The following is a 22,856-nucleotide window of genomic DNA, read 5'->3' on the forward strand; positions in this document are numbered from 1 at the left end:
GTACGGGCGGCCCGACCCCGTCCGCGGGCCGCGCGGGGCGGACCGCCGCCGTGGCGCCGGGGCCTGCTCTCGGCGCGGTCGTCGGGCAGGGTCACGATCGGCCTCCTACGGGTCATGCCGACGCCGGGGCGGGGGCGGGGGCCGGGTGCGGGGCCGGGGTGGGCGGGGTGGCGGGGCGGGCCGAGGCGGCGACCGCCCACAAGGTCCAGACCACGGCGACCGCTGCGCGGAACCAAGCCGGGCTCAGGGGGGTCCAGGGGATCATCAGGATCGATTTGTCGAAGGCGTCGAGGAGGGTGAGGGCTGCCAGGAGCAGGGTGAGCCGTGCCGGCCAGGGGCGGGTGGCCCGCAGGACGAGGCCCGCGCCCGTCCACCACAGGCCCAGCAGGAGCAGCGCCACGGCCGGTACGGCGGTGTCCACGAGCGGCGTCGTGGAGCCCGCCACGTCCAGGGCCAGCCCGGCCAGGCCCAGCAGCGAGGCCGCCGTCCCCAGGCGCGACCCGCGCAGCCGGCGCCACCACAGCACCCCGCCGACCAGGAGCAGCACCGCCGCCACCGCAAGCGCGATCTGCGTCTCCACCCGCTCGGGGCCGCGCGCCCCGTACCAGTCGCAGCCCGCCGGCAGCTTGCGCGCCTGGACGCTGTAGTCGGCGCAGACGAGGAGCTGGGCCAGCTTCACCGGTTCGCCGACCAGCCGGGAGGAGGCGCCGGACACCGCGCCTCGGCGGTCCCCGCAGTGCGGGAGCACGCCCGGGGTGGACCCGTCCGGTCCGGGCTGCCAGCAGTTCCCGCTGCCCTGCCCGTCCCACCACACGTCCATCCCGTTGGGGCGGGAGGCCCCGGACTTGTCCTTGCCGAGGATGTTGGCGGCGTAGCGGTTGTGGTGGGAGGTGTCCGTCTGCTTCGACCACTCCTCCTCGCCCCGGATGAACGCGGGGACCGCCGAGAGGAAGAAGCCCGCGCGCCGGTGCCCGTACACCCAGTTGTTCTCGTACACGTTCCAGTTGCCGCCCGCCGTGATGATCCCCGTGCCCGGGGGCATGGAGATCTGCGGGCAGACCACCCCCTGCTCGTAGCCGCGTTCGATCGGCGGCTTGGCGCAGGTGCCGTCGGCGACGTACCCGTAGTAGTCGGCGTTGTTGTCGTGGATCAGGTTCCGCTCGAACTTGGCGTGGTTCTGCGGGAGCCCGGGGTGTCCGGGGAAGGCGCTGTCCATCGAGGCGCCGCCCATGTTCGCGTCGAACTCGTTGTCGTGGACCCAGACGGAGTCCCCCGCGGTCCCCGAGTAGCCGACCATGTTGTGGTGGCTGTGGCAGCCGGTGATCTCGATCGAGTAGCGCGGGACCTCGTAGCCCCGGCCGTCGTTGATGTTCGAGGCGCTGCCCGGGTAGATGCCGGAGTCGCCGTTGCCGTACGACTCGCAGTTCTTGTACAGCCCGTGGTCGCTGGCGAAGGTCAGGAAGCCGTACTCGTCGTTCCAGCGGGTCAGGACGTCGTCGATGACGAACCCGTCGCCCGCGAGGACGTACAGCGAGTTGAAGGTGGTCCGCTGCGCCGTGAAGTTGCGGAAGTAGATGCCGTCCGACTTGTCGGCGCGGATGGCGTTCAGCTTCTGGTACTTGGCGTCGATGACGACGTCCTGCCGGCTCGCGCCCGTTCCCTCGATCTGAAGGTCCTTCTTGCCGAGGATCGCGACGAGGTTCTGGTTGTGGCGGCACCGCACCTGCTGCTCGTACGACAGGATCTGGTAGCCCAGCGCGGAGTCGGGGGCCTTCAGCGCGGCGCACTCCCCCGCGGGCTTCGGCAGCGAGGGCTCCTCCTCGTACAGGCCGGGGAGGATCGCGATGTTCATTCCGGGCCGGTCCACGGCGTCGACGGCTTCCTGGAGGTGCCGGTAGCCGTTCTTCTCGCACCGCTCGTACAGGGCGAGGTTGCGTCGGCGCAGCTCCGGCGGGAAGGCGGCCGTCCGGCGCTCGAAGGCGGGCCGGTCGGTCTTGCAGACCAGGAGGTCGGGCTCGGCCTCGCGGTACCGCGGTACGGACCCGGAGCCGTCCGGCAGGGTCACGGGGCGCTCCTCGTGCGCCCGGGCGGCGGGCGCGGCGGCGAGGAGTGAGAGGAGCGCGAGGAGGGCGGCGAGGAGCACCGCCGGCACGGCAGGGAACCTGCGGGTCCACGACATGCGCGTGAGAGTAGAGCAATGTTCATCTTTTCGGATCCCCTTCGACCGCGCGAAATCGGGAGTGCGGAGTCGAAGCCGCCATTGACGGGCGGGGCGCGGAATCCTACTGTCGGCCATAGGATTCCTTCGACCGTCACAGAGCGGGAGCACCCATGAGCGAGCAGGCCGAGCAGGCGAGGAAGACGGCGGAGGCATTGGAGTACCTCACCGGCTTCGGCAACGAGCACAGCTCGGAGGCCGTCCCCGGCGCCCTGCCGTCCGGCCGCAACTCGCCCCAGCGCGCGCCCCTCGGCCTCTACGCGGAGCAGCTCAGCGGCAGCGCCTTCACCGAGCCCCGCAAGCACAACCGCCGCTCGTGGCTCTACCGGATCCGCCCCTCCGCGGCCCACCCGCCCTTCACCCGGACGGACAACGGCGCCCTGCGCTCCGCGCCCTTCACCGGGGCCCCCGCGGACCCCAACCGGCTCCGCTGGAACCCGCTGCCCGACGCCGCCCCCGGCACCGACTTCCTGGCCGGGCTGTGGACCCTGGGCGGCAACGGCGACGCCACCCAGCGCACCGGCATGGCCATCCACCTCTACCGCGCCAACACCTCCATGACCGACCGGGTGTTCAGCGACTCCGACGGCGAGCTGCTGATCGTCCCCGAGCGCGGCGGCCTGCTGCTGCGCACCGAGCTCGGCCTGCTCAGCGCGGGCCCCGGCGAGGTGGCCCTGATCCCGCGCGGCGTGCGCTTCCGCGTCGAGCTGCTGGACGAGGACGCCCGCGGGTACGTCTGCGAGAACTACGGCCGCCCCTTCGAGCTGCCCGACCTCGGCCCGATCGGCGCCAACGGTCTCGCCGCCGCGCGCGACTTCCGGGCCCCGGTGGCCGCGTACGAGGACGTCGAGCGCCCGACCGAGGTGGTCAACAAGTTCTGCGGCAACCTCTGGTCCGCCACCTACGACCACTCCCCGCTGGACGTGGTCGCCTGGTACGGCACGCACACCCCCTACGTGTACGACCTGCGCCGCTTCAACGTCATCGGCTCGATCAGCTACGACCACCCCGACCCGTCGATCTTCACCGTGCTGACCTCCCCCTCCGACACCCCGGGGCTGGCGGGCGTGGACTTCGTGGTGTTCGCCCCGCGCTGGCTGGTCGGCGAGGACACCTTCCGCCCGCCGTACTTCCACCGGAACGTCATGAGCGAGTACATGGGCCTGATCGAGGGCGCCTACGACGCCAAGGCCGAGGGCTTCGTCCCCGGCGGCGGCTCGCTGCACAACATGATGTCCGCGCACGGTCCGGACCGGGAGACCTTCGACCGGGCGAGCGCCGCCGAGCTGAAGCCGCAGAAGATCGACGACGGCCTGGCCTTCATGTTCGAGACGCGCTGGCCGATCACCACCACCCCCCAGGCGGCCGGCGCCGACCACCTCCAGCGCGGATATGACGACGTCTGGCAGGGGCTCCAGCGCCACTTCCGCGCCTAATATCTCAAGGCGCGCCAGGCGCGCGCCCCGCACCACGCGCCGAGCGCCGCGCGCCCCACGCCCCGTCCGTACGGAGAACCACCCGTGACCGCCTTCGCCCCCGACTCGCTCGTGCTCAACCGGAAACTGCCCCTCTGGTACCAGGTGTCGCAGTCGCTGCGCGCCTCGATACTGGGGCGCACCCCGGACGCCTCGCTGCGCCTGCCCACCGAGGAGCAGCTCGCCGAGCACTACGGGGTGAGCGTGCTGACCATGCGCCAGGCGCTCAAGGAGCTGGAGGGCGAGGGGCTGATCAGCCGCCACCGGCGGCGCGGCACGTTCATCGAGCCGGGTGCGCGGCGCGGGGCGCCGGTACGGCTGCTGGGCTCGGTCGACGCGATCGTGGCGCAGCAATCAGGCGATCGTACGACGATTCTCGGCCATGCGCGTACGGCCGTGTCCGGGGAGCTGCTGGAGCACTTCCCGGATACGGCCGAGGTGGTCACCTACCGCCGGCTGCGCCACGACGGGGAGAGCGGCGAGCCGACGAACTGGGCGGAGAACGCGGTCCGCCCGGAGCTCGCGGACTCCGTGGACCTGGCCGACCTGGCGCGCTGGCCGATGACCAAGGTGCTACGTGACGTGGTGGGCGTGAAGATCAGCCGGATCACGGACACGGTCGAGGCGCGGCTCGCCGACCCGGAGACGGCCGAGCTGCTCCAGGTACCGCTGCTCAGCCCGATCCTGCACTACACGGGCGTGACGTACGACGAGGACGGGAGGGTCGTGGACGTGGCGCGGATCCGCTATCGCGGTGACCGGTTCTCGTTCACGGTGACGGTCGACGCCACCTGAGCGACGGCCGCGACGGCCTACTCCTCGTCCGCGCTGCGCTCGCCCTCGGCCTGCGACGGCGTGGTCCGCGTCGCGTCGGGGTGGTGGTGCTGCATCTTCTCCTTCTCGTCCATGTCCTCGTCGAGCCGCTCACCCTCGGCCTGAGACGGAGTCGTGTATTCGTCGTATTGACTCATGTCAGCTCCTTGGCATCGGCACATAGCCACACATAGGGAGCGTAGCTCTTCGGTCCCGCCCCAGCCCGGCCGCCGCCTCCCGTCGCTACCATCTGCCGGGTGAGCGAAGACGTACCGCTGCTGGACGACCTGATGCCCTGGGCCGTGGGCGCCCTGCGGCTGGGCCGGGCCTGGGTGGCGGCCCCCGACCCCGCGTCCCTGCGCGACCGCTGGGCGGCCCTGACCGGCGCCGAAGGCACCGAGCGGGACCGGCTGTTCCGCCCGACGAGGAGCCGTACGCCCACCACCGGCGCGGCCGCCCTGCCCGGGCAGCGCGCGCCGTCGACCGCCCGTTTCGCCGACGCGCCGGGCCCCTGTCCGGAGCCCGTACGGGTGCTGCGCGATCCCTTCGACGAGCAGTGGCTGCTGCCCGACCAGCGGCTCATCGACCTGGCCCGCCCCGAGCTGTGGCGGGTCCTGGACGAGCACCAGCTCTTCGCCGTCGAGACCCCGGAACTGCTGGTCACCGCCCGTCTGCCGGTCGGCCGGCTGGGCCGGATCCGCCCCCTCCACCGGCGCCCCGGCGGCGCCGAGCCCAATCTCGCGCCGGGGCTGCTGCCCCTGCTGGGCGAGCGCTACGGCGGCTGGGTGACCCCGCAGGACGTCCTGTGCTGGATCCTGGCGGCGGGCCGCCCCGGCCCCCGGGGGTACGAGGTCCCGCTCACCGCTGACCCGGGCCGCTGGCGGGCCGGGCTGGAGCTCGGGCACCGGCTGCTCGCCGTCCAGCTGCGCGGCGGCCCCGGCGCCGAGCCGCCCCGGCTGCCCGGCGGGCGGCGCCCGTACGTCCGCTCGGCGGTCCAGGCCTGGCCGCAGGGGCTCGCGTACGACCCGGAGACCGAGACCCTGAGCCTCGGGACCGGAACGGTCTCCCCCGTGCCGCCGGGGGCCTGGGAGTACGAGTTCCAGGGCGGCATCCGGGTCCTGGAGGCCTGGTTCGCGGCCCGCACCGCCCACCGGGACCCCGGGGCGGACGGGCTGGAGGCGCTCGGGCCGGCCCGGTGGCCGCAGTCTTGGACCTCGGAGCTGCTGGCCCTGGTGACCACCCTGGCGCTGCTGGCCGATCTGGCCCCGGAGCGGGCCGCGTTCTCGCCCGGACCGCTGCTGCCGGCCGCCGAGGTGGCGGCGGCCGGGGTGCTGCCGCCACCGCGCTGGTCACGCCGCCCGGCCTCCGTGCTGGACCACCACGAGGAGGGCCCGGGCGGCCAGTTCGCCCTGCTCTGACGGATCCCGGCGCGGGGGCCTGGTGACAGAGGGGGGTGCGAGCAGGTAGGCAGGCTCCATGACTGCCGACTCGCCCGAGCCCGTACCCGCGCCCGTACCCGTGCACCCCGCGAGCCCCCTGGACCCGCCGCCCCTCGACGGGGTGACCGTCGTCGCCGTCGAACAGGCCGTCTCGGCCCCCTTCGCCACCCGTCAGCTCGCCGACCTCGGCGCCCGGGTGATCAAGGTCGAGCGGCCCGACGGCGGCGATTTCGCGCGGGCCTACGACACCGCAGCGCACGGTCTCGCCTCGCATTTCGTCTGGGCCAACCGCGGCAAGGAGTCGATCGCCCTCGATCTGAAGGACCCGCGCGGGCTGGAGGTCCTGCACGGGCTGCTCGACGGGGCGGACGTGTTCGTACAGAACCTCGCCCAGGGCGCCGCCGCCCGGCTCGGGATCGACGCGGTCGCGCTGTGCGCGCGCTACCCGCGCCTGGTCGCCGTCGACATCTCCGGGTACGGGGCGACGGGCCCGTACGCCCACAAGCGCGCCTACGACATGCTCGTGCAGTGCGAGGCGGGGCTGGTCTCGGTGACCGGCACCCCGGAGCGGCCCGTCAAGGCGGGCATTCCGGCCGCGGACATCGCGGCGGCCATGTACGCCTTCTCCGGGGTCCTCGCGGCCCTGCTGCGCCGCGGGGCCACCGGGCGCGGGGGCCCGGTCGAGGTCTCGATGCTCGACGCGCTGGCAGAGTGGATGGGCCATCCCCTGCACCACACGATGCACGGCGGGGAGCAGCCCGTCCGCACGGGCCTGGCGCACGCCGTCATCGCCCCCTACGACGCCTACCCGACGGCGGACGGGGACCGGGTGCTGCTGTCGGTGCAGAACGATCGCGAGTGGCGGCGGCTGGCCGAACAGGTGCTGGAGCGGCCCGAGTTGGCCGAGGATCCGGCGTACGCGACGAACGCGGCCCGCACCCGGGGCCGGGAGAAGACCGACGCGGTGGTCGCCGAGGCGCTGGCCGGACTGGGCGCGGACGAGGCGATCGGGCGGCTGGAGGCGGCGGGCATCGCCTGCGCACGGCTGAACTCGGTGGCGCAGCTGGCGCGGCACCCCCAGCTCGCGGCGCGGGACCGCTGGCGCGAGGTGGGATCACCGGTGGGTCCGCTGCGGGCGCTGCTGCCGCCGATCGGACTGCCGGGGGGCGCGGCACCGCACATGGGTGCGGTGCCCGCGCTCGGCGAACACACCGAGGCCCTGCTGCGCGCCCTGGGGATGACGGGCGCGCAGATCACGACACTGCGCCGGGATGGTGTGGTTGCGTAGGGCCGGGGCGAAACCAATGACGGTCGGGGACGTTGTTACGAACGGCGGCTGCCGAAGAGCGTGCGACGCAGGCGGCGCAGCGGCGCGAAGAGCGAGACGCGCGCGCTCCGGCTCCGCAGGCGGTGCGTGTGGTCGCGGGACGTCAGTTCGCGCATGAGCAGCGTCGCCTCGGCCACGTCGCGGTGGGGGACGGCGGGTCCGCCCAGCACGGCGAGGTGGCGGTCGAGGCGCGAACTCGTCGCACCGCTGCCGCAGGTGATGGCAGGCACGCGAGGCGGCCTGCTGCGCATTGCTATCTGTTCCATGATCTCTCCCCACCCGTACGAGGGCACCCGGCCCGGGCAGGGTAACCCTATCGCCCCCGCGTCGTGCTCGGGTATCCCGGTGGTGTGAATTACCCCTATGGGGCTGGGGAGTTGACGGTTACTCAGCGGAGTCGTCCGTCACTCTCCGCAAGGAGCCGCCGACTGCGAGGGGCCGCCCCGGCGGAGTTCACGCGGTCCCCCGCGGTGGATCCGCGGCCCCCCGCCCCGCCCCCACCCCGGCCCCGCGCCACCCCCGTGACGGGCCCGCGCGCGAGTCGCCGCGCGGACCGGGGCCGCGGCGTGCCTCCTGCGCTAACTTGGAGTGACCGCCCGCCGACACACGGACACGCCTGGGGGCTCGCGTGAGTGACAACATGGGTGAACCGGGCGGGGAATCCGCCCCGGGCCGTGTCATCGCGGGCCGCTACCTCCTCCTCGACCAGCTGGGGCGCGGCGGCATGGGCACCGTGTGGCGGGCCCGCGACGAGGTGCTGGGCCGCGAGGTGGCCGTCAAGGAGGTACGTCCCCCGGCCGGACTGGACGGCGCCGAGATCGGGCGGATGTACCGGCGGCTCGAACGCGAGGCCTGGGCCGCGGCCCGCGTCTCGCACCGCGGGGTGGTCACGGTCTACGACGTGGCCACCGAGGACGGCCGGCCCTGGATCGTGATGGAGCTCGTCCGCGGGCTCTCGCTGGCCGACGTGCTGGAGGCCGACGGGCCGCTCACCCCGCAGCGGGCCGCGCACTTCGGGGAGCAGGTGCTGGCCGCGCTGCGCTCCGCGCACGAGGCCGGGGTGCTGCACCGGGACGTCAAGCCCGCCAACGTGCTCATCGGCAACGACGGCCGGGTGGTGCTGAGCGACTTCGGGATCGCCAGCCTGGAGGGCTCCTCCGCGATCACGATGACGGGCGAGGTGGTGGGCTCCCCCGAGTACCTCGCTCCGGAGCGGGCGCTCGGGCGCGACCCGGGCCCCGAGTCGGACCTGTGGTCGCTCGGGGTGATGCTGTACGCCGCCGTCGAGGGGGTCACGCCCTTCCGGCACGACACCCCGCTGTCCACGCTGCGGGCGGTGGTGGACGACGAACTGCCCCCGCCGCACCGGGCCGGCCCGCTGACGCCCGTACTGGAGGGGCTGCTGCGCAAGGATCCGGCGGAGCGGCTGCCCGCGGCGGAGGCGGCCCGCATGCTGCGGATCGTCGGGGCGGGCGGGATCCTGCGGGGCTCCGGCGGCGCGGTGTCGGGTCCGGACTCCCCGACGGCCACGGCCCACCACCACGGCGGCGGTGCGGACGGGGCGACCCCGCCGATGCCCGTGCCGAGGGCGGCGCCTTCTCAGGGGCCCGCTCCGGCCCGGCACGGCGGTCCCGGCGGCCCCGGCGGCGGGGCACCGGCGCGCGAGGGGCGGGCCGGGGCGGTGCTGACCGCCGGGATCGTGGTGCTGCTGCTGGCCGTCGCGTTCCTGGGGTGGCTGCTGCTCAAGGACCGCGGGGAGCGGGGCGGGAGCGGGAGCACCGGGGGCACCGGCGCCACCGCGCCGGCCGGCGCCTCCCGGGAACCGGCCTGGAGCGCCTCCGCGTCGCAGCAGCCGTCCCCGTCCCCCTCCCCTTCGGCCTCGCCGTCCGCTTCGCCGTCGGCCGCGCCCGCGCGGCGGTTCGCCGTGGCGGTGCGCGCCGTACGCAAGGACTACCGCGGGACGTGCCCGCCGCCCGAGGAACTGGCGCCGGCCTTCACGGCGACGGTCGAGGCGGACCGTACGCCCGCCGAGCTGGAGTACCGCTGGGCGACGCGCAGCGGGGTCACCTCCGAGCCGGGCTGGCAGTCCGTCACGTACGAGGAGGGCGGCTCCCGGAGCCGGCAGCTGGACCACACCGAGCTCACGTACTACCCGAACACGACCTTCGCGGACGCGGTCCGGCTGGAGCTGCGCGGGGCCGAGCCGGCGGCCTCGGAGTGGGTGGACTTCTCTGTCACCTGCGAGGACGGAGGAGGGGAGGGGGAGAGCCCGTCGGCCGGTGCCTCCCCCTCCCCCGGTACGAGCGCCACGCCGGCCCCGGTGACGGCGGGACCGGTGTCCGGGGGCTCCGGGTCGCCGCAGGCACCGTCCCCGGAGGCACCTGCCCCGGACCCGGCGCCGGAGGCGGGGGCGGCCGGCCCGGAAACGGCCGCCTCCTGACCGCTCGCGGATCCGGTGGTCGATCTGCGCGCCGGTCTGCTCGCCGATCCGCTCGCGGATCCGGTTGCCGGACGCGCGAGCGGATCCGCCGCGGGCCGATCAGGCGGCGTTGGTGAACGCGGGCAGGTAGCCGCCGGACTGTCCGGCGGCGGTGGGGTGGTACGACTCGCCGATGTTGAGCCAGTTGACGCTGTGCAGCCACGCGTCGCCGGAGCAGATCTCGTGGCCGGTGAAGGCGCCGGCGACCGAGGCGAAGGTGAACCCGTGGTTGGCGGCGCGTTTGGCGATGGCGGCGTTCAGGTAGTCGGCGGCGCCGTTGATGGCGGAGCGCTCGCCTTCCGTGAGCCCGGTGACGCAGGTGCCGTTCAGCTTGTAGAAGCGGGGATAGCCGAGGACGACGACGTGGGCGCCGGGCGCCCGGCCGTGGATCGCGTCGTAGACCTGGTCGAGTTGGCCGGGGAGGGTGGAGTCGACGTACGCCTTGGCCTGGTTGACGCGGTTGACGCAGGTGGACTCGGACTGGAGCACACAGGTCGTCATGACGTCGGAGAATCCGGCGTCGTTGCCGCCGATGGTGATGCTGACCAGGTCGGTTCCGGAGTTGAGCGGGGAGAGCTGGCCGGAGAGAACGTCACCCGTACGGGCGCCGGAGCAGGCGGCGAAGGAGAAGGTCTGCGGGGCGTGTGCGGCGGCCCACAGGGCGGGGTAGGCGCGGGTGGTGCGCTTGCAGTCGCCGCTCCCGCTGTCGTAGTTGCCGGCGCCGACGCCGGAGGAGTACGAGTCGCCGAGGGCGACGTAGCCGAAGTCGGCCGTGGCGGCGGCCGCCTGTCCCGCGCCGAACAGGGCGGCGCCCGCGGCGAGTAACAGGGAGGAGGTCAGGGCGGCGAAGCGCGACGTCTTCATGCTCATGTGTGCGGCTCCTTGTGGGGGGAGGTGCGCGGGGGTTACTCGGGAGTTGCGCCTGAGTCCGTGGTACTGGGAGCCGAGCCTGGCCGGAAGTGTTCATGCCAAGAATTTTCAGCGCGGAGTTGTGCCCCGAACCTTCACCACCGGTGCGTTTGAAGAGGGAACCCGGCCACCCGATCCGGCGAAACACGGGTGCACGAGGCCACTTCGTGCCGGATCATGGGCGCCATGCCAGCCAACCCGCATGACGCGCTGCCGATCCGGCTCAATGTCGACGACAGCGATTCACCGTCTGACGTCGTGGACGCGCTGTTCCTCGGCCGGTTCGCGTCCGGCGAGCAGCCGTACTCGCACAGCGTCACGATCGAGCGGGTGAAGGCGGAGGCGACCCTGCTGCCGCCCGAGGCCACGGTGCTGCGCTCCGCGCGCGACTCCGACCGCAGCGCCACGCTCGCCGAGGGCGAGGGCTGGACGATGCTCGTCTCCCGCTGGAGCCGCGGGGCGGACGTGACGGTGACGGCGGTCAGCGACGAACTGGCCTCCAGCGTCCTCGGCGAGGCCACGGAGGGGGTGCAGGACGAGCCCGAACCGCAGCCTTCGAGCGTCACGATGGGCTTCTGGTACGTCTCCCCGCGCCGCGGCCCGTACCGGACGACCCGCCAGATCTCGGCCGGGACCTGGGCGGAGGTGCGGCCCAACTACACGGCGCCGGTCGCCGGGGCGATGGACCGGCTGATGAAGGTGACCCCGGACGACATCGCGGGCCGGCTGCTCCTGCTGCACGGGCCGCCGGGCACGGGCAAGACCTCGGCGCTGCGGACGCTGGCCCGCTCGTGGCGCGACTGGTGCCAGGTGGACTGCGTCCTGGACCCGGAGCGGCTGTTCAACGACGTGGGCTACCTGATGGACATCGCGATCGGCGAGGACGAGGGCACCGCGAAGGGCCGCTGGCGGCTGCTGCTCCTGGAGGACTGCGACGAGCTCATCCGCGGCGAGGCCCGGCACACGGCCGGCCAGGCCCTGTCGCGGCTGCTGAACCTGACGGACGGTCTGCTGGGCCAGGGTCGCAACGTCCTGGTCGGGGTCACCACGAACGAGGACCTGGAGCGGCTCCACCCGGCGGTGGTCCGGCCGGGCCGCTGCCTGGCCCGCATCGAGGTCGGCCGACTGACGCACGGCGAGGCCGTGGACTGGCTGGGCACGGACGAGGGCATCTCGCGCGAGGGCGCCAGCCTGGCCGAACTGTTCGCGCTGCGGCGGGGGGCCGGCCCCTCGTCGCTGCTGCCGCCGCAGGGCCAGCACGGTGCGGAGCCGGGCCTGTACCTGTGACCGCCCCGGCGGGCGGGGCGCGTACGGATGGCGCCCGCGCGCCGAAGACAATGGGCGGCGGACCCGGCCGAAGCGGCCGGGGACACCCACCGAGCAGGAGAGTGCACGTGCCCGAGCCGGCGCAGGAGAATCCGTACCCCGACAGCCACGTCCTCGGCGAGGGCCCAGAGCCGCACCCGCAGCTGGCGCCGGTGCTGCCCCTCCTCGGGCGCTGGCACGGCCGCGGCCTCGGTGAGTACCCGACCCTGGAGGAGGGGTTCGCGTACGAGCAGGAGATCACCTTCAGCCACGACGGCCGGCCGTTCCTGCGCTACGAGTCGCGGGCCTGGCTGGTCGACGGGTCCGGGACGGCGCTGCGCCCCTCGGGGCGGGAGTCCGGGTGGTGGCGGGTCCTGCCCGACGCCTCGCTGGAGGTCGTCCTCGCGCACCCGACCGGCATCGTGGAGACGTACGTCGGCCGGGTGTCCGGGACGCAGATCGAGATCGCCACCGAGACCGTGGCGCGCACCCCCAAGGCCAAGGAGGTCACCGCCATGCGGCGCCGGTACGCCTTCGGCGGTGGGGAGCTGACGATCGAGCAGGACATGGCGGCGATGGGCCGCCCCCTGCACCACCACCTCCGGGCGCACTTGCTCCGGCGGAAGGGCTAGAGGTCTCCCCGAAGTCCCGCCCGCGGGACAGGCGGGTCTTCGCGGACAGCCCTGGGCGGCCTAGCGGCCGTAGCGGGCGCGCAGGGCGTCCAGGGCGGCCGCCGTCGCCTCGTCGAAGCCGAGGCCCAGCCGCTGCGCGCGCTCCGCGTAGGCCTGCGCGGCGGAGGCCGCCTCGCGGGCGGCCCCGTCGCCGGCCGCCGCGACGAAGGTCCCGTTCCGGCCGCGGGTCTCGATCACCCCGTCGCCCTCCAGGGCCCGGTAGGCCTTCGCGACCGTGTTCGCCGCCAGCCCCAGCTCCTCGGCGAGCCCGCGCACCGTCGGCAGCTTGTACCCGGCCGGCAGCTCCCCCGACCGCGCCGCCCGCGCGATCTGGGCGCGCAGTTGCTCGTAGGGGGCCGCGGCGCCGGCCGCGCCGTCGATCCGGATCTTCAGGTTCTTCGAGGTCACCCGGCGATTCTCTCCCATCCGCCGGGAAATTCGGAGGCGTCCGCCCTCCTCGCCGATCTACGGTCGCCCCCATGACCGCCACGATCCGCGACCTCCGCCCCGGTGACCCCGGGGACGCCGAGTCCGTCGTACGCCTGCGCCGCGCCGCGCTCCCGTTCCTGATCACGACCCCCGCCCGGGTGGCCTTCGAGGCCGCCTCCGCCCACCCCGCCGCCCGCCACCGACTCCTCATCGCCGAGGACGGTGCCGGACTCGCCGTCGGCACCGCGGAGGTCGGCCTCGCGTACGACAGCCCCGAGCCGGGGCTCTCGTACGTCAACGCCTACGTCGACCCGGCCCGCCGCGGGCTCGGCGCCGGGACGGCCCTGCTGCGCGCGGCCGAGGAGCACCTGGCCGCCGAGGGCGCGTCTCAGGCGTACTCCTGGGTGCTGGACGAGCCCGGACACCGCGCCTTCGCCGAGCGGCACGGGTACCGCCCCTCCCGCTCCGCGCACCTCCTGCGCCTGGACCTGACCGCGCACCCGCCGCCCCCGTACCCGGCCGCGCTCCCCGCCGGGGTCGAACTGCGCACCGCGTGCGACTTCGCCGCCGATCCGCGCCCGCTCCACGAGGCCGACGCCGAGGCCACTTCCGACGAACCGGGCGACGTACCCGCGCGGCTGGACGACTACGAGGACTGGCTGCGCACTGTCTGGCACGACCCGTCGCTCGACAAGGAGCTGACCACGGTCGTCCTCGTCGACGGGGTGGTCGCCGCCTTCAGCGCCGCCCGCACCGACGGCGCGGGCCGCTACGGCTCCGCGATGACGGGCACCCGGCGCGCGCACCGGGGTCGCGGCCTGGCCACGCTCGCCAAGACGGACTCCCTCCGCCGGGCCCGCGCGGCCGGCTGCACGGAAGCCTTCACGGGCAACGACGCCGGGAACGGGCCGATGCTCGCGATCAACCGGCGGTTCGGATACGAGATCTGCGCGACCGAGACGCGCTACGCGAAGCGACTGGGGACCACGCCATGACGACCGCCACCCTGACCGTCACCCTCACCAAAGCGGGCCGCACCAAGATCCGCTACCCCGCCGCCCTGGTCGCCGACACGGGCGACCGGATCTCTGTACGGGCGCCCTGGGCGGCGGACGGCGTACGGGACTTCGGCTTCGTGCGCTTCGAGCCGGGCGACGTGTTCACCGAGCACTTCTGGCGCACCCGCTGGTACGCCGTGAAGGAGGTCCGCACGGGCGGGGGCGTCCTCAAGGGCTGGTACTGCGACATCACGCGGCCGACGGTGGTGGCGGACGGCGGGATCCTCGTCGAGGACCTGGACCTGGACCTGTGGGTGTCGGCGGACGGGGCGAGCGTACTGCGCCTGGACGAGGACGAGTTCGCGGCGAGCGGCCTCGCGGAGAGCGACCCGCGGGCGGCGGCCGAGGCCGTCCGGGCCCTGGACGCCCTGGCCGCCCGGGCCCAAGCCCCAGGAGGCCTGACCACCCTCCTGACCTGACCGGGCGGCCCCCGGCCGCCCGCTTCCTGAGGGCCCGCTTACCGCTTCCTTAAGCGGAGCGTAAGGATCTTCGGGAGGGGGCTCGGAGGGGTGGTGGCGGGGGTGCGGGCGGTTAGTTTGGCGGGGCCGAGGAGGGCACGGGGCGGCGTCGGACCCACGGGGGGCGGCGCCGCCCGGCCCGGCTCCCAGCGCGCACCCACGACCGCGGTGCCCGCATCGCCGCCCCGAAGGAGATCCACCCATGCCCGTACGCCGCCGCACCGTCACCCGTATCGCCGCAGCCGGCCTGGCCCCGCTCGCGGTGGCCGCGTACGCCGCCGGGCCCGCGGCCGCGCACGGCTCGATGACGGACCCGGTCAGCCGGGTGGCGGCCTGTTACGCGGAGGGGCCCGAGTCGCCGAAGTCCGCGGCCTGCAAGGCGGCAGTGGCGGCCGGCGGCGCCCAGGCGCTCTACGACTGGAACGCGGTGAACATCGCCAACGCGGCCGGCAACCACCGGGCGCTGATCCCGAACGGCCGGCTCTGTTCGGCCGGCAACGACAAGTACCGGGGCCTGGACCTGGCCCGCGCCGACTGGCCGGCCGGCCCGATGACCTCGGGCGCGCACACCTTCCGGTACAAGGGGACCGCCCCGCACAAGGGCACCTTCGAGCTGTACATCACCAAGGACGGCTACGACCCGTCGAAGCCGCTCACGTGGTCGGACCTGGAGCCGGCTCCGTTCGCCAAGGCCACGGACCCGGGCATGCAGAACGGGGACTACGTGTTCTCGGGCACCGTGCCCGCCAGGTCCGGGCGGCACCTGATCTACAGCATCTGGCAGCGCTCGGACAGCCCGGAGGCCTTCTACACCTGCTCGGACGTGGTGTTCGGCAAGGACAACGGCGGGAGCGGGGGCGGGGGCAACGGCGGCGCGAACGGCGGCGCCGGCACCACCCCGAGCACGAAGCCGAGTACGAAGCCCAGCGCCGGGCCCGCCACCGGCGGCGAGCACCCCTCGGACGCGCCCAAGGCCCCGACGGACCAGCAGATCGCCGCAGGCGAGGGCAAGTCCACCGTCGAGCACAACGGCCACGGCGACAACGATCCGAAGACGAACGGCAGCACCGCCCTCACCCCGGTCGCCGCCGGATCGCAGTCCCCGGCCGGCACCGGCGCCGGCCTCGCCGAGACGGGCGGCAGCGCCGCCACCCCGGCGATCGCGATCGCCGGGGCGGGTGTGCTGGCCGTCGGGGCGGCCGTGCTGTTCGCAGTGGCCCGACGCCGTGCGACGACGCCGGGCCGCCACGGCCGCTGAGCGGACGACACCCGGGACCGGTTCACCGGTCCCGGCCCCTCACCTGTGCGTCACTCGAAGACCGACGCGCAGGTGGTGCGGGTCGCGTGCGCCGGGTCGAGGGAGTTGACCGCCTCGTGCCAGGCGATCCGGTCGGTGAGCCCGATGGCCACGTGCTCGGAGAGGTCCAGCGGACACAGGTCCTGGAGCACGACGTTGCGCACGCCGGCCCCCTGGAGGAAGGCGCTCCGGTACGGCGTGACCACCTCGTCGTACTGCGTCGCGATGACCGTGTACTGGACCCCGGGGACGGTGTCCCCGCCCGCGTTCAGCTTGGTGACGAAGGAGGATCCGGCGATCTGGTCGGCCAGCCCCGGAGTCGCCGAGCTGATCAGGTCCTCGGCGCCGGGGAAGTACGGGAGCAGCCGGGCGAGTCCGTCCAGGGTGGTTCCGTGGTTGTCGGGGGCGAGCCCGATCAGGGCGTTGACCTTGGAGGCGCCGCCGAGGAACTTGAGGTAGTAGTTCGGCATCATGCCGCCCTGCGAGTGGCCGACCAGGTCGGTCTTCCCGGCCCCGGTGGAGGCAAGCACCTTGTCGACGAACACCTTGAGCTGGGCTGCCGACTTGTCGATGGGGCCGAGCCCGTTGAAGAGGGGCACTCCGGGCAGTTGCCCGTAGTCGAGCGAGTAGACGCAGTACCCGCGGTGCACAAGGTACGGCGCGAATCCGAGCCAGTTGTCCACGGAGTTGCCGAACGTTCCGTGGACGAGGACGACGGGGCGCGGGTGGGCCGCGGAGGGCTTGCAGGACCAGTCGTTCCAGCCGCTGCTGGGTGCGGACGCGGCCTGGGCGGCGCCGGCGGGGGCGACGAGGGCGGCGGCGAGGGTGAGGACGGCCAGCGGGCGGAGCAGGCGTCGCCAGTGCAGCATCGAGTGATCTCCTTGCGGGTCAGGGAAATACGTGGGGGTTCGTCCCGTGATCCGGATCACAAGGGGGCTGCTTGCCGCTAAATTACGGGCGAGTAGCAAGACTTGGAAGTTACGCGTCGGTAAAAAATCCGTGTCCGGGCGCGGAAGCGCGCCGTACATCAGGTCATACGCCCGGGACATCAGGTCATACGCCCGGGACGGCCGTACGCCCGGGCCGTACGCCCAGGCCACGCACCCGGGCCGTACGCCGCTGGGCCGCCGCCCCGCTGAGCGGCTGCGCCGCTAAGCCGCGCGGCGGAACGTGGCCGCCGGGCGGACCGTGCCCGGGCCGAACCGGGCGTTCGCGCGGTCGACGGCCGCCTCCACCGTCAGGCGGGCCTCGCGGACCGGGTCCAGCGAGATCTGCAGGGGCGCCCGCTCGGCGTCCGTGAGGTCCTCGGCGCGCAGCACCATGCCGGTCAGCCGGGCCCGTTGCAGCCCGGCGGCGTCCAGCAGCCGGTACGCCGCCGTCCGCAGGTCCTCGTCGTGCCCGGAGGCCTCGGGGAGCCGCCGGGTCCGCTCCCAGCGGGTGCCGCCGGCGAACTGCAGCGTCAGCGACAGCGCCCGGGCGGCCTGGCGCCGGCCGCGCAGCACCGCGCCGAGGCGGACCACCAGGGCGAGCAGCACGGCCCGGGCGTGCGGGCCGTCGAGCTCGTGCCGGGTGAAGCCGCTGCGGACGGCGGCCGACGGGGGCAGGTCCTTCGGGGTGACCGGGCGCGGGTCGATCCCCCGGGCGCGCTCCGCCGCCAGCCGGCCCGCCCGCTGCCCCAGGATCCGTTCGACGGTGCCCGGGGAGACGGCCGCGACCGCGCCGACCGTATGCAGTCCGTACCCGCGCAGCACCTCCGCCTGCTTGGGGCCGATGCCGTGCAGGGCCTCGACCGGCAGCGGCCCCAGGAAGCCGTCCACCCCGCCCTCGGGCACGGCCAGGACCCCGCCGGGCCCGGGCACCCGGGCGGAGGCCGTCGCCGCCACCGCCCAGGTGCCGGCGACCCCGATCCGTACGTCGGTGCCGAGCCGGGCGAGCGCGCGCAGCCGCACCAGCTCGGCGATGCGGCCCGCGTCCGCGCCGAAGTACCGCCGGGCGCCGCGTACGTGGACCAGCGCCGCGCGGGGCGGCAGGGCCTGCACGGTCGGGGAGAACTCCCGCAGCAGTTCCAGGACTTCGCGGTACCCCTCCTCGGTCAGCGTCGCGGCGCACCGTACGTGCAGGACGCCGTTGGCCTGGGTCATCCCGCGCTCCCCGGGCTGGAGTGCCACAGCTTGCGCCCGGTGGCGGCGCGGTCGCCGGCCGGCTGGAGGTCGGCCCACGCGTTCATCTCGTACCCGGTGGACAGGTGGATGCTGCGCCCCGGGCCGGCGGCGCCGCCGTCACCCGGCAGCGGCTCCGCCAGCCGGGCCGCCACCGCGTCCAGGCCGCCCGATGCCCGCAGTTCCACCAGTTCGGCCAGGTTCCAGGCCGCCTCGCCGACCACGCTCAGGCTCTGCGGTCCGCGCCGCTGCACGACGCCGCGCACCAGCAGCAGGAACGAGTGGAAGACGGTGTGCGCGCACGCCTCGTGGCTGTCGTCGAAGAAGGCCAGGTCGACCAGGCCGGTGCCGTCGTCCAGCGTGGTGAAGATGACCCGCTTCCCGGACCGGATCGGCGGGGTCTGGGTCGCCGCCTTGGCCCCCGCGACCAGCACCGTACGGCCGTGTTCGACCTCGCGCAGCCGGCGGGCGGGGACCGCCCCCAGCTCCGCGAGGAAGGCGTGGTGGTCCCCCATCAGGTGGCGCGAGGCGTCCATGCCGAGCACGCCCAGCTCCGCGCTGAGCCGCTCCGCCTCGTTCAGGTCGGGCAGGCCGGCGGGGGCGGTGGACCGGCCGCCGTCCAGCGGGAGCTGGACGCCGCCCGGCCGGGACCCCGCCGAGCGCTGCGCGCCGTGCAGTTCGGCCACGTGCAGCAGCAGGTCGCGCCGGTTGGCGCCGAACGCGTCCAGCGCGCCGACCTGTGCGAGCCGCCCCGCGACCGGCCGGCCCGGGTGCGCGCGGTCCCAGAAGTCGCGCAGCGATCCGTACGGCTGCCCGTCCTCGATCCGCCGGGCCTCTGCCTCACTGATGCCGTGGACGTCGGCCAGGGCCAGCCGGAGCCCCCATACCGGCGGACCGCCTGCCTCGGACACCAGTTCGATACGGTGGGCCACGGCCGAGCGGTTCACGTCCAGCGGCAGCACCGGCACCCCGCGGCGCCGCGCGTCCGCCAGCAGCAGCCGCTTCGGGTACATCCCCGGGTCATGGGTCAGCAACCCGGCGTAGAAGGCCGCCGGGTGATGGGCCTTCAGCCACGCCGACTGGTAGGTGGGCACGGCGAAGGCCACGGCGTGCGCCTTGCAGAACCCGTAGCTGCCGAACGCCTCGACGATCTCCCAGGTCCGGCCGATCACCGCGGGCGAGTAGCCCCGCTCGCCCGCCTTCGCCGCGAACCACACCTTGATCCGCGCCTGCGACTCCGGGTCGGAGAGACCGCGCCGCACCCGGTCCGCCTCGTCGCGTCCGCAGCCGGTCATGACGTGCACGATCTCGATGATCTGCTCGTGGAAGACCACCACCCCGTACGTCTCGCGCAGCGCGTCCGCCAGGTCCGCGTGCGGGAAGCGCACCGGGGCCCGCCCGTGCCGGGCCTCGATGAACGGCCGCACCATGTCGGCGGCGACCGGGCCGGGCCGGAACAGCGAGATGTCGACGACCAGGTCGTGGAAGGTGTCCGGCTGGAGCCGCCCCACGAGGTCGCGCTGGCCCGGGGACTCGATCTGGAAGCAGCCCAGCGTCTCGGCCGAACGGATCAGCTCGTACGTCGCCGGATCGCCCGGCGGGACCTGCGCCGGGTCGTCCAGGTCGAGGTCCTCGCCCGCGGCGCGCCGGATCTCCGCGACGGCGTGCGCCATCGCGGACTGCATCCGTACGCCCAGCACGTCGAGCTTGAGCAGCCCGAGGTCCTCCACGTCGTCCTTGTCGAACTGGGACATGGGGAAGCCCTCGCCGCTGGTGGGCACCACGGGGGTGCGCGCGAGCAGCGAGGCGTCGGAGAGCAGCACCCCGCACGGGTGCATGGCGATCCCGCGCGGCAGCGCGTCCAGCGCCTCGACGAGCTCCCACAGCCGCCCGTGCTCCTCCCCGCGCACCTCGCGCAGTTCCGGCAGTTCGGCCAGGGCCGCGCGGGCGTCGCGGGCCCGGATGTGCGGGAAGGCCTTGGCCAGGCGGTCGACGGTGGCCGGGTCCATGGACAGGGCGGCGCCGACGTCGCGGATCGCGTGCCGGACCCGGTAGGTCTCGGGCATGGAGACGGTGGCGACGCGCTCGGTGCCGAAGCGGTCCATGATCCGCCGGTAGACCTCCAGCCGGCGGGCGGACTCCACGTCGATGTCGATGTCGGGCAGGACGTGGCGGCGCTTGGACAGGAACCGCTCCATCAGCAGGCCCTGTTCGACGGGGTCGGCGTGGGCGATGCCGAGGAGGTGGTTGACGAGGGAGCCGGCGCCGGAGCCCCGGGCGGCCACCCGGATGCCCATCTCCCGTACGTCGTCCACGACCTGGGCGACCGTCAGGAAGTACGAGGCGTAGCCGTGGTAGGCGATGATGTCCAGCTCGTGGTGCATCCGCTCCCAGTACGCGCGGTCGTCGGCGTACCCGCGCAGCACCATGCCCGCGGAGGCCCGGGAGGCGAGGACCCGCTGGGCGGTGCGGTGGGCCGCGCCGACGAGGTGGGCCTCGGGGAAGTGCACGGAGCCGATGCCGAGGTCGTCCTCGGGGTCCACCGCGCAGGCCTCGGCGGTGCGCCGGGTCTGCGCAAGCAGTCCGCGCGCGTCGGCGGGGCCCAGGCCCGCGGCCCGGCAGATCCGGTCGGCGGCCTCGGCCATGGCGCCGGAGTCCTTGAGCCAGCGCTCGCCGCCGTCGAGGCGGCGGGGGTCGACGGGGACGAGGCGGCGGGCCGCGTCGAGGACGTCGGCGACCGGGCCCTGGCCGGGGTCGGCGTACCGGACGGCGTTGGTCAGCACGGCCGGGACGCCCTGCTCGGCGGCGAAGCCGACCGTACGGGCGGCCAGGCGCAGCGAGCCGGGGCCGGTGCCGGTGCGGCCGTGGTCGACGGCCTCCAGGCGGAGGGAGTCCCCGTACACCTCCCGCCAGGGAGCGAGCAGCCGGGCGGCCCGGTCCGGACGGCCGGCGGCCAGCGCCCGCCCCACTTCGGAACCGGGTCCGAGCAGTACGTACACCCCTTCGCCGCGCAGTTCGGTCCGGGGCAGCACCGGCGGGCCCCCGTCGGCGGCCGCGTGGGCGGCGGTGACCATGCGGCACAGCTCGGCCCAGCCGGCGGCGCCGTCCCGGGCGAGGAAGGTGGCCCGGGGCGCCGACTCGTCGACGAAGGCGCCGCCGACGACGGGGGTCCGCCGCCGGTAGGACGCCTCGCCGGAGCCACCGAAACCGCCGGAACCGCCCGGTCCGGCGGAGCCCCCCGGCACCGCCGGAACCGCCTGACCCGCCTGACCCGCCTGACCCGTCGCGGGCGACACTGCCAGGTCGACCCCGAACAGCGGCCGGATCCCGGCCTTCTCGCAGGCCTTCGCGAACCGGACGGCACCCGCGAGGGTGTCGCGGTCGGTCAGGGCGAGGGCGTCCATGCCCCGGTCGGCGGCACGTTCCGCCAGCCGTTCGGGGTGGGAGCCTCCGTAGCGCATGGAGAACCCCGAAACGGTGTGCAGATGCGTAAAACCAGGCACCCGCGGCCTCCTGCTTCGCTCGAACGTGAACACCACCCCCGTCTCCACCATAGAGCAATTCGAATATCCGTGCGAAACATTCGTTCGATACCGCGAGGGCCCGGCCGTCTCCCGCCCGTCATCCATTCGGCCCGCCCCTGCTGCGCCCCGCGCCCCGTACGCCGAGCGTGTGAGACATGACCCAGCCCACCTCCCCGCCGCCGCCCGCCGGGTTCCTCGCCGAGGTCAAGGACGCCGTGACCGTCCGGGCCGCCCTGCTGCTCGTGGGGGTACTGGCGCTCCAGCTCGCCTTCGTGACCTCGTACATCGGGGCCTTCCACCAGCCGAAGCCCAGCGAGATCCCGATCGCCGTGGCCGCCCCCGCCCGACCGGTCGCCGAGCAGTCCGCGCAGCAGCTCGCCGGTCTGCCCGGGAAGCCGCTCGACCCGCACGCGGTCAAGGACGAGGCGGCCGCGAGGGCGGAGGTGGAGAACCGGGAGGTGGACGGGGCGCTGGTCATCGACCCGGCCGGACCGACCGACCGGCTGCTGGTCGCGAGCGGCGCCGGCGCCTCGCTCTCGCAAGTCCTCGAACAGGTCGTCGGCCGCGTCGAGCAGGCCCGGGGCCGGGCCGCCCGGGTCGTCGACGTGGCCCCGGCCGCGGCGGGCGACGCGCGCGGCCTGAGCGCCTTCTACCTCGTCATCGGCTGGTGCGTCGGCGGCTACCTGTGCGCCGCGATCCTCGCGATCAGCGCCGGCGCCCGGCCCGCCAACTCCCACCGCGCCTTCATCCGGCTCGGCGCGCTCCTGCTGTACTCGATCGCCGCCGGGCTGCTCGGCACGGTCATCGCGGGCCCGGTCCTGGGCGCGCTGCCCGGCGGCATCATGGCCCTGTGGGGGCTCGGGACCCTGGTCGTCTTCGCGGTCGGGGCGATCACCCTGGCCTTCCAGGGGGTGGCGGGCGTGGTCGGCATCGGCCTGGCGATCCTGGTGGTGGTGGTCTTGGGCAATCCCAGCGCGGGCGGCGCCTACCCGTACCCGCTGCTGCCGCCGTTCTGGCGGGCCATCGGCCCGGCCCTGCCACCGGGCGCGGGCACGTACGCCGCGCGCTCGATCGCGTACTTCAAGGGCAACGGCGCGGCCGGTCCGATGCTGGTGCTGGCCGCCTGGGCGGTGGTGGGCTCGGCCGTCACCGTGGCCTGCGCGGTCTTCCGCAAGGGCCGCCCGGGGGCCGCCGTGGGCAGCGGGCTCCCGCAGGACGCGCCGGCCGGTGAGGGCACGGCCGCCCGATGAGCACCCCGGGCGGCAGCGCCGAGAGGGGCAACGGCAGCGGCCTCC

Annotated in this window: 19 protein-coding genes; 11 read left to right on the forward strand and 8 right to left on the reverse strand. The window is 74.5% G+C overall.

Annotated features, from left to right (window positions below; translation table 11 throughout):
• Positions 1-112: 112 nt before the first annotated feature.
• On the reverse strand, positions 113-2,179 hold the full coding sequence (locus tag ACS04_RS06915) for a right-handed parallel beta-helix repeat-containing protein (RefSeq protein WP_048475636.1): 2,067 nt from the start codon (positions 2,177-2,179) through the stop codon (positions 113-115).
• A 152-nt stretch (positions 2,180-2,331) separates the two neighbouring features.
• On the opposite strand from ACS04_RS06915, the gene hmgA reads away from it, so the two are divergent.
• The gene (hmgA, locus tag ACS04_RS06920) at positions 2,332-3,654 is read left to right on the forward strand and encodes a homogentisate 1,2-dioxygenase (protein ID WP_048475637.1); all 1,323 of its coding nucleotides are present in this window, start codon (positions 2,332-2,334) and stop codon (positions 3,652-3,654) included.
• 84 nt (positions 3,655-3,738) lie between these two features.
• On the forward strand, positions 3,739-4,488 hold the full coding sequence (locus ACS04_RS06925; protein ID WP_048475638.1) for a GntR family transcriptional regulator: 750 nt from the start codon (positions 3,739-3,741) through the stop codon (positions 4,486-4,488).
• A gap of 17 nt (positions 4,489-4,505) precedes the next feature.
• Here the strand turns inward: ACS04_RS06925 and ACS04_RS38585 are convergent, their stop codons facing one another.
• Entirely contained in the window at positions 4,506-4,664 is a 159-nt protein-coding gene (locus ACS04_RS38585; RefSeq protein ID WP_167352572.1) for a hypothetical protein, read from the reverse strand.
• A 132-nt stretch (positions 4,665-4,796) separates the two neighbouring features.
• On the opposite strand from ACS04_RS38585, the gene ACS04_RS06930 reads away from it, so the two are divergent.
• Positions 4,797-5,924 carry a type ISP restriction/modification enzyme gene (locus tag ACS04_RS06930; protein WP_158977195.1) on the forward strand — a complete coding sequence of 376 codons (1,128 nt, stop codon included), beginning with the start codon at positions 4,797-4,799 and terminating at the stop codon, positions 5,922-5,924.
• 58 nt (positions 5,925-5,982) lie between these two features.
• Entirely contained in the window at positions 5,983-7,233 is a 1,251-nt protein-coding gene (locus tag ACS04_RS06935; RefSeq protein WP_167352573.1) for a CaiB/BaiF CoA transferase family protein, read from the forward strand.
• Positions 7,234-7,268: 35 nt separating this feature from the next.
• Here the strand turns inward: ACS04_RS06935 and ACS04_RS06940 are convergent, their stop codons facing one another.
• Positions 7,269-7,538, reverse strand: a complete 270-nt coding sequence (locus tag ACS04_RS06940; protein ID WP_048475640.1) for a hypothetical protein — start codon at positions 7,536-7,538, stop codon at positions 7,269-7,271.
• Positions 7,539-7,912: 374 nt separating this feature from the next.
• Between ACS04_RS06940 and ACS04_RS06945 the strand changes: the two genes are divergently transcribed.
• Positions 7,913-9,712, forward strand: a complete 1,800-nt coding sequence (locus ACS04_RS06945; protein WP_063839244.1) for a serine/threonine-protein kinase — start codon at positions 7,913-7,915, stop codon at positions 9,710-9,712.
• Between the two features lie 99 nt (positions 9,713-9,811).
• On the opposite strand, the gene ACS04_RS06950 is transcribed toward ACS04_RS06945, so the two are convergent.
• Positions 9,812-10,615: an SGNH/GDSL hydrolase family protein gene (locus ACS04_RS06950; protein ID WP_048475661.1), complete on the reverse strand. Its 804-nt coding sequence runs from the start codon at positions 10,613-10,615 to the stop codon at positions 9,812-9,814.
• A gap of 231 nt (positions 10,616-10,846) precedes the next feature.
• On the opposite strand from ACS04_RS06950, the gene ACS04_RS06955 reads away from it, so the two are divergent.
• Together ACS04_RS06955 and ACS04_RS06960 are read left to right on the forward strand one after the other, a co-directional pair.
• Positions 10,847-11,947 (forward strand): DUF5925 domain-containing protein, encoded by a 1,101-nt coding sequence (locus ACS04_RS06955; protein ID WP_398023719.1) that lies wholly within the window; start codon positions 10,847-10,849, stop codon positions 11,945-11,947.
• A gap of 107 nt (positions 11,948-12,054) precedes the next feature.
• On the forward strand, positions 12,055-12,597 hold the full coding sequence (locus ACS04_RS06960; RefSeq protein WP_048475641.1) for a heme-binding beta-barrel domain-containing protein: 543 nt from the start codon (positions 12,055-12,057) through the stop codon (positions 12,595-12,597).
• A gap of 60 nt (positions 12,598-12,657) precedes the next feature.
• Here ACS04_RS06960 and ACS04_RS06965 read toward each other — a convergent pair whose 3' ends face one another.
• Positions 12,658-13,062: a GntR family transcriptional regulator gene (locus tag ACS04_RS06965; protein WP_048475642.1), complete on the reverse strand. Its 405-nt coding sequence runs from the start codon at positions 13,060-13,062 to the stop codon at positions 12,658-12,660.
• A 53-nt stretch (positions 13,063-13,115) separates the two neighbouring features.
• On the opposite strand from ACS04_RS06965, the gene ACS04_RS06970 reads away from it, so the two are divergent.
• The 3 genes from ACS04_RS06970 (at position 13,116) to ACS04_RS06980 (ending at position 15,839) form a co-directional block, all read left to right on the forward strand.
• Positions 13,116-14,060 (forward strand): GNAT family N-acetyltransferase, encoded by a 945-nt coding sequence (locus ACS04_RS06970; protein WP_048475643.1) that lies wholly within the window; start codon positions 13,116-13,118, stop codon positions 14,058-14,060.
• Entirely contained in the window at positions 14,057-14,542 is a 486-nt protein-coding gene (locus tag ACS04_RS06975) for a ribonuclease FAU-1 family protein (RefSeq protein ID WP_048475644.1), read from the forward strand. The genes ACS04_RS06970 and ACS04_RS06975 overlap by 4 nt, the downstream gene beginning before the upstream one ends.
• 241 nt (positions 14,543-14,783) lie before the next feature.
• Complete coding sequence (locus tag ACS04_RS06980; protein ID WP_048475645.1) at positions 14,784-15,839, forward strand: lytic polysaccharide monooxygenase; 1,056 nt, start codon at positions 14,784-14,786, stop codon at positions 15,837-15,839.
• Between the two features lie 50 nt (positions 15,840-15,889).
• Here ACS04_RS06980 and ACS04_RS06985 read toward each other — a convergent pair whose 3' ends face one another.
• The 3 genes from ACS04_RS06985 to ACS04_RS06995 all read right to left on the reverse strand — a co-directional run bounded on the left by ACS04_RS06985 (position 15,890) and on the right by ACS04_RS06995 (position 21,591).
• A complete protein-coding gene (locus ACS04_RS06985) occupies positions 15,890-16,747 on the reverse strand; it encodes an esterase/lipase family protein (protein ID WP_048475646.1) in 858 nt (285 codons plus the stop codon).
• 282 nt (positions 16,748-17,029) lie between these two features.
• Positions 17,030-18,019 carry a DNA polymerase Y family protein gene (locus tag ACS04_RS06990; RefSeq protein WP_048475647.1) on the reverse strand — a complete coding sequence of 330 codons (990 nt, stop codon included), beginning with the start codon at positions 18,017-18,019 and terminating at the stop codon, positions 17,030-17,032.
• Positions 18,016-21,591, reverse strand: a complete 3,576-nt coding sequence (locus ACS04_RS06995) for a DNA polymerase III subunit alpha (protein ID WP_209441649.1) — start codon at positions 21,589-21,591, stop codon at positions 18,016-18,018. The genes ACS04_RS06990 and ACS04_RS06995 overlap by 4 nt, the downstream gene beginning before the upstream one ends.
• A gap of 125 nt (positions 21,592-21,716) precedes the next feature.
• Between ACS04_RS06995 and ACS04_RS07000 the strand changes: the two genes are divergently transcribed.
• Complete coding sequence (locus tag ACS04_RS07000) at positions 21,717-22,811, forward strand: YhgE/Pip domain-containing protein (RefSeq protein ID WP_048475649.1); 1,095 nt, start codon at positions 21,717-21,719, stop codon at positions 22,809-22,811.
• Positions 22,812-22,856 lie beyond the last annotated feature (45 nt).

This window comes from Streptomyces roseus, assembly GCF_001044425.1.
Lineage (GTDB): Bacteria > Actinomycetota > Actinomycetes > Streptomycetales > Streptomycetaceae > Streptomyces > Streptomyces roseus.

What these genes read in the sequence shown, in the direction of transcription:
- ACS04_RS06995 (WP_209441649.1), bottom strand. Translation starts at nt 21,591, where the DNA reads ATGGTGGAGACGGGGGTGGTGTTCACGTTCGAGCGAAGCAGGAGGCCG.
- ACS04_RS06915 (WP_048475636.1), bottom strand. Translation starts at nt 2,179, where the DNA reads ATGTCGTGGACCCGCAGGTTCCCTGCCGTGCCGGCGGTGCTCCTCGCC.
- ACS04_RS06980 (WP_048475645.1), top strand. Translation starts at nt 14,784, where the DNA reads ATGCCCGTACGCCGCCGCACCGTCACCCGTATCGCCGCAGCCGGCCTG.
- ACS04_RS06945 (WP_063839244.1), top strand. Translation starts at nt 7,913, where the DNA reads ATGGGTGAACCGGGCGGGGAATCCGCCCCGGGCCGTGTCATCGCGGGC.
- ACS04_RS06975 (WP_048475644.1), top strand. Translation starts at nt 14,057, where the DNA reads ATGACGACCGCCACCCTGACCGTCACCCTCACCAAAGCGGGCCGCACC.
- hmgA (WP_048475637.1), top strand. Translation starts at nt 2,332, where the DNA reads ATGAGCGAGCAGGCCGAGCAGGCGAGGAAGACGGCGGAGGCATTGGAG.
- ACS04_RS06955 (WP_398023719.1), top strand. Translation starts at nt 10,847, where the DNA reads ATGCCAGCCAACCCGCATGACGCGCTGCCGATCCGGCTCAATGTCGAC.
- ACS04_RS06990 (WP_048475647.1), bottom strand. Translation starts at nt 18,019, where the DNA reads ATGACCCAGGCCAACGGCGTCCTGCACGTACGGTGCGCCGCGACGCTG.
- ACS04_RS06940 (WP_048475640.1), bottom strand. Translation starts at nt 7,538, where the DNA reads ATGGAACAGATAGCAATGCGCAGCAGGCCGCCTCGCGTGCCTGCCATC.
- ACS04_RS07000 (WP_048475649.1), top strand. Translation starts at nt 21,717, where the DNA reads ATGACCCAGCCCACCTCCCCGCCGCCGCCCGCCGGGTTCCTCGCCGAG.
- ACS04_RS38585 (WP_167352572.1), bottom strand. Translation starts at nt 4,664, where the DNA reads ATGAGTCAATACGACGAATACACGACTCCGTCTCAGGCCGAGGGTGAG.
- ACS04_RS06950 (WP_048475661.1), bottom strand. Translation starts at nt 10,615, where the DNA reads ATGAAGACGTCGCGCTTCGCCGCCCTGACCTCCTCCCTGTTACTCGCC.
- ACS04_RS06970 (WP_048475643.1), top strand. Translation starts at nt 13,116, where the DNA reads ATGACCGCCACGATCCGCGACCTCCGCCCCGGTGACCCCGGGGACGCC.
- ACS04_RS06930 (WP_158977195.1), top strand. Translation starts at nt 4,797, where the DNA reads ATGCCCTGGGCCGTGGGCGCCCTGCGGCTGGGCCGGGCCTGGGTGGCG.
- ACS04_RS06985 (WP_048475646.1), bottom strand. Translation starts at nt 16,747, where the DNA reads ATGCTGCACTGGCGACGCCTGCTCCGCCCGCTGGCCGTCCTCACCCTC.
- ACS04_RS06965 (WP_048475642.1), bottom strand. Translation starts at nt 13,062, where the DNA reads ATGGGAGAGAATCGCCGGGTGACCTCGAAGAACCTGAAGATCCGGATC.
- ACS04_RS06935 (WP_167352573.1), top strand. Translation starts at nt 5,983, where the DNA reads ATGACTGCCGACTCGCCCGAGCCCGTACCCGCGCCCGTACCCGTGCAC.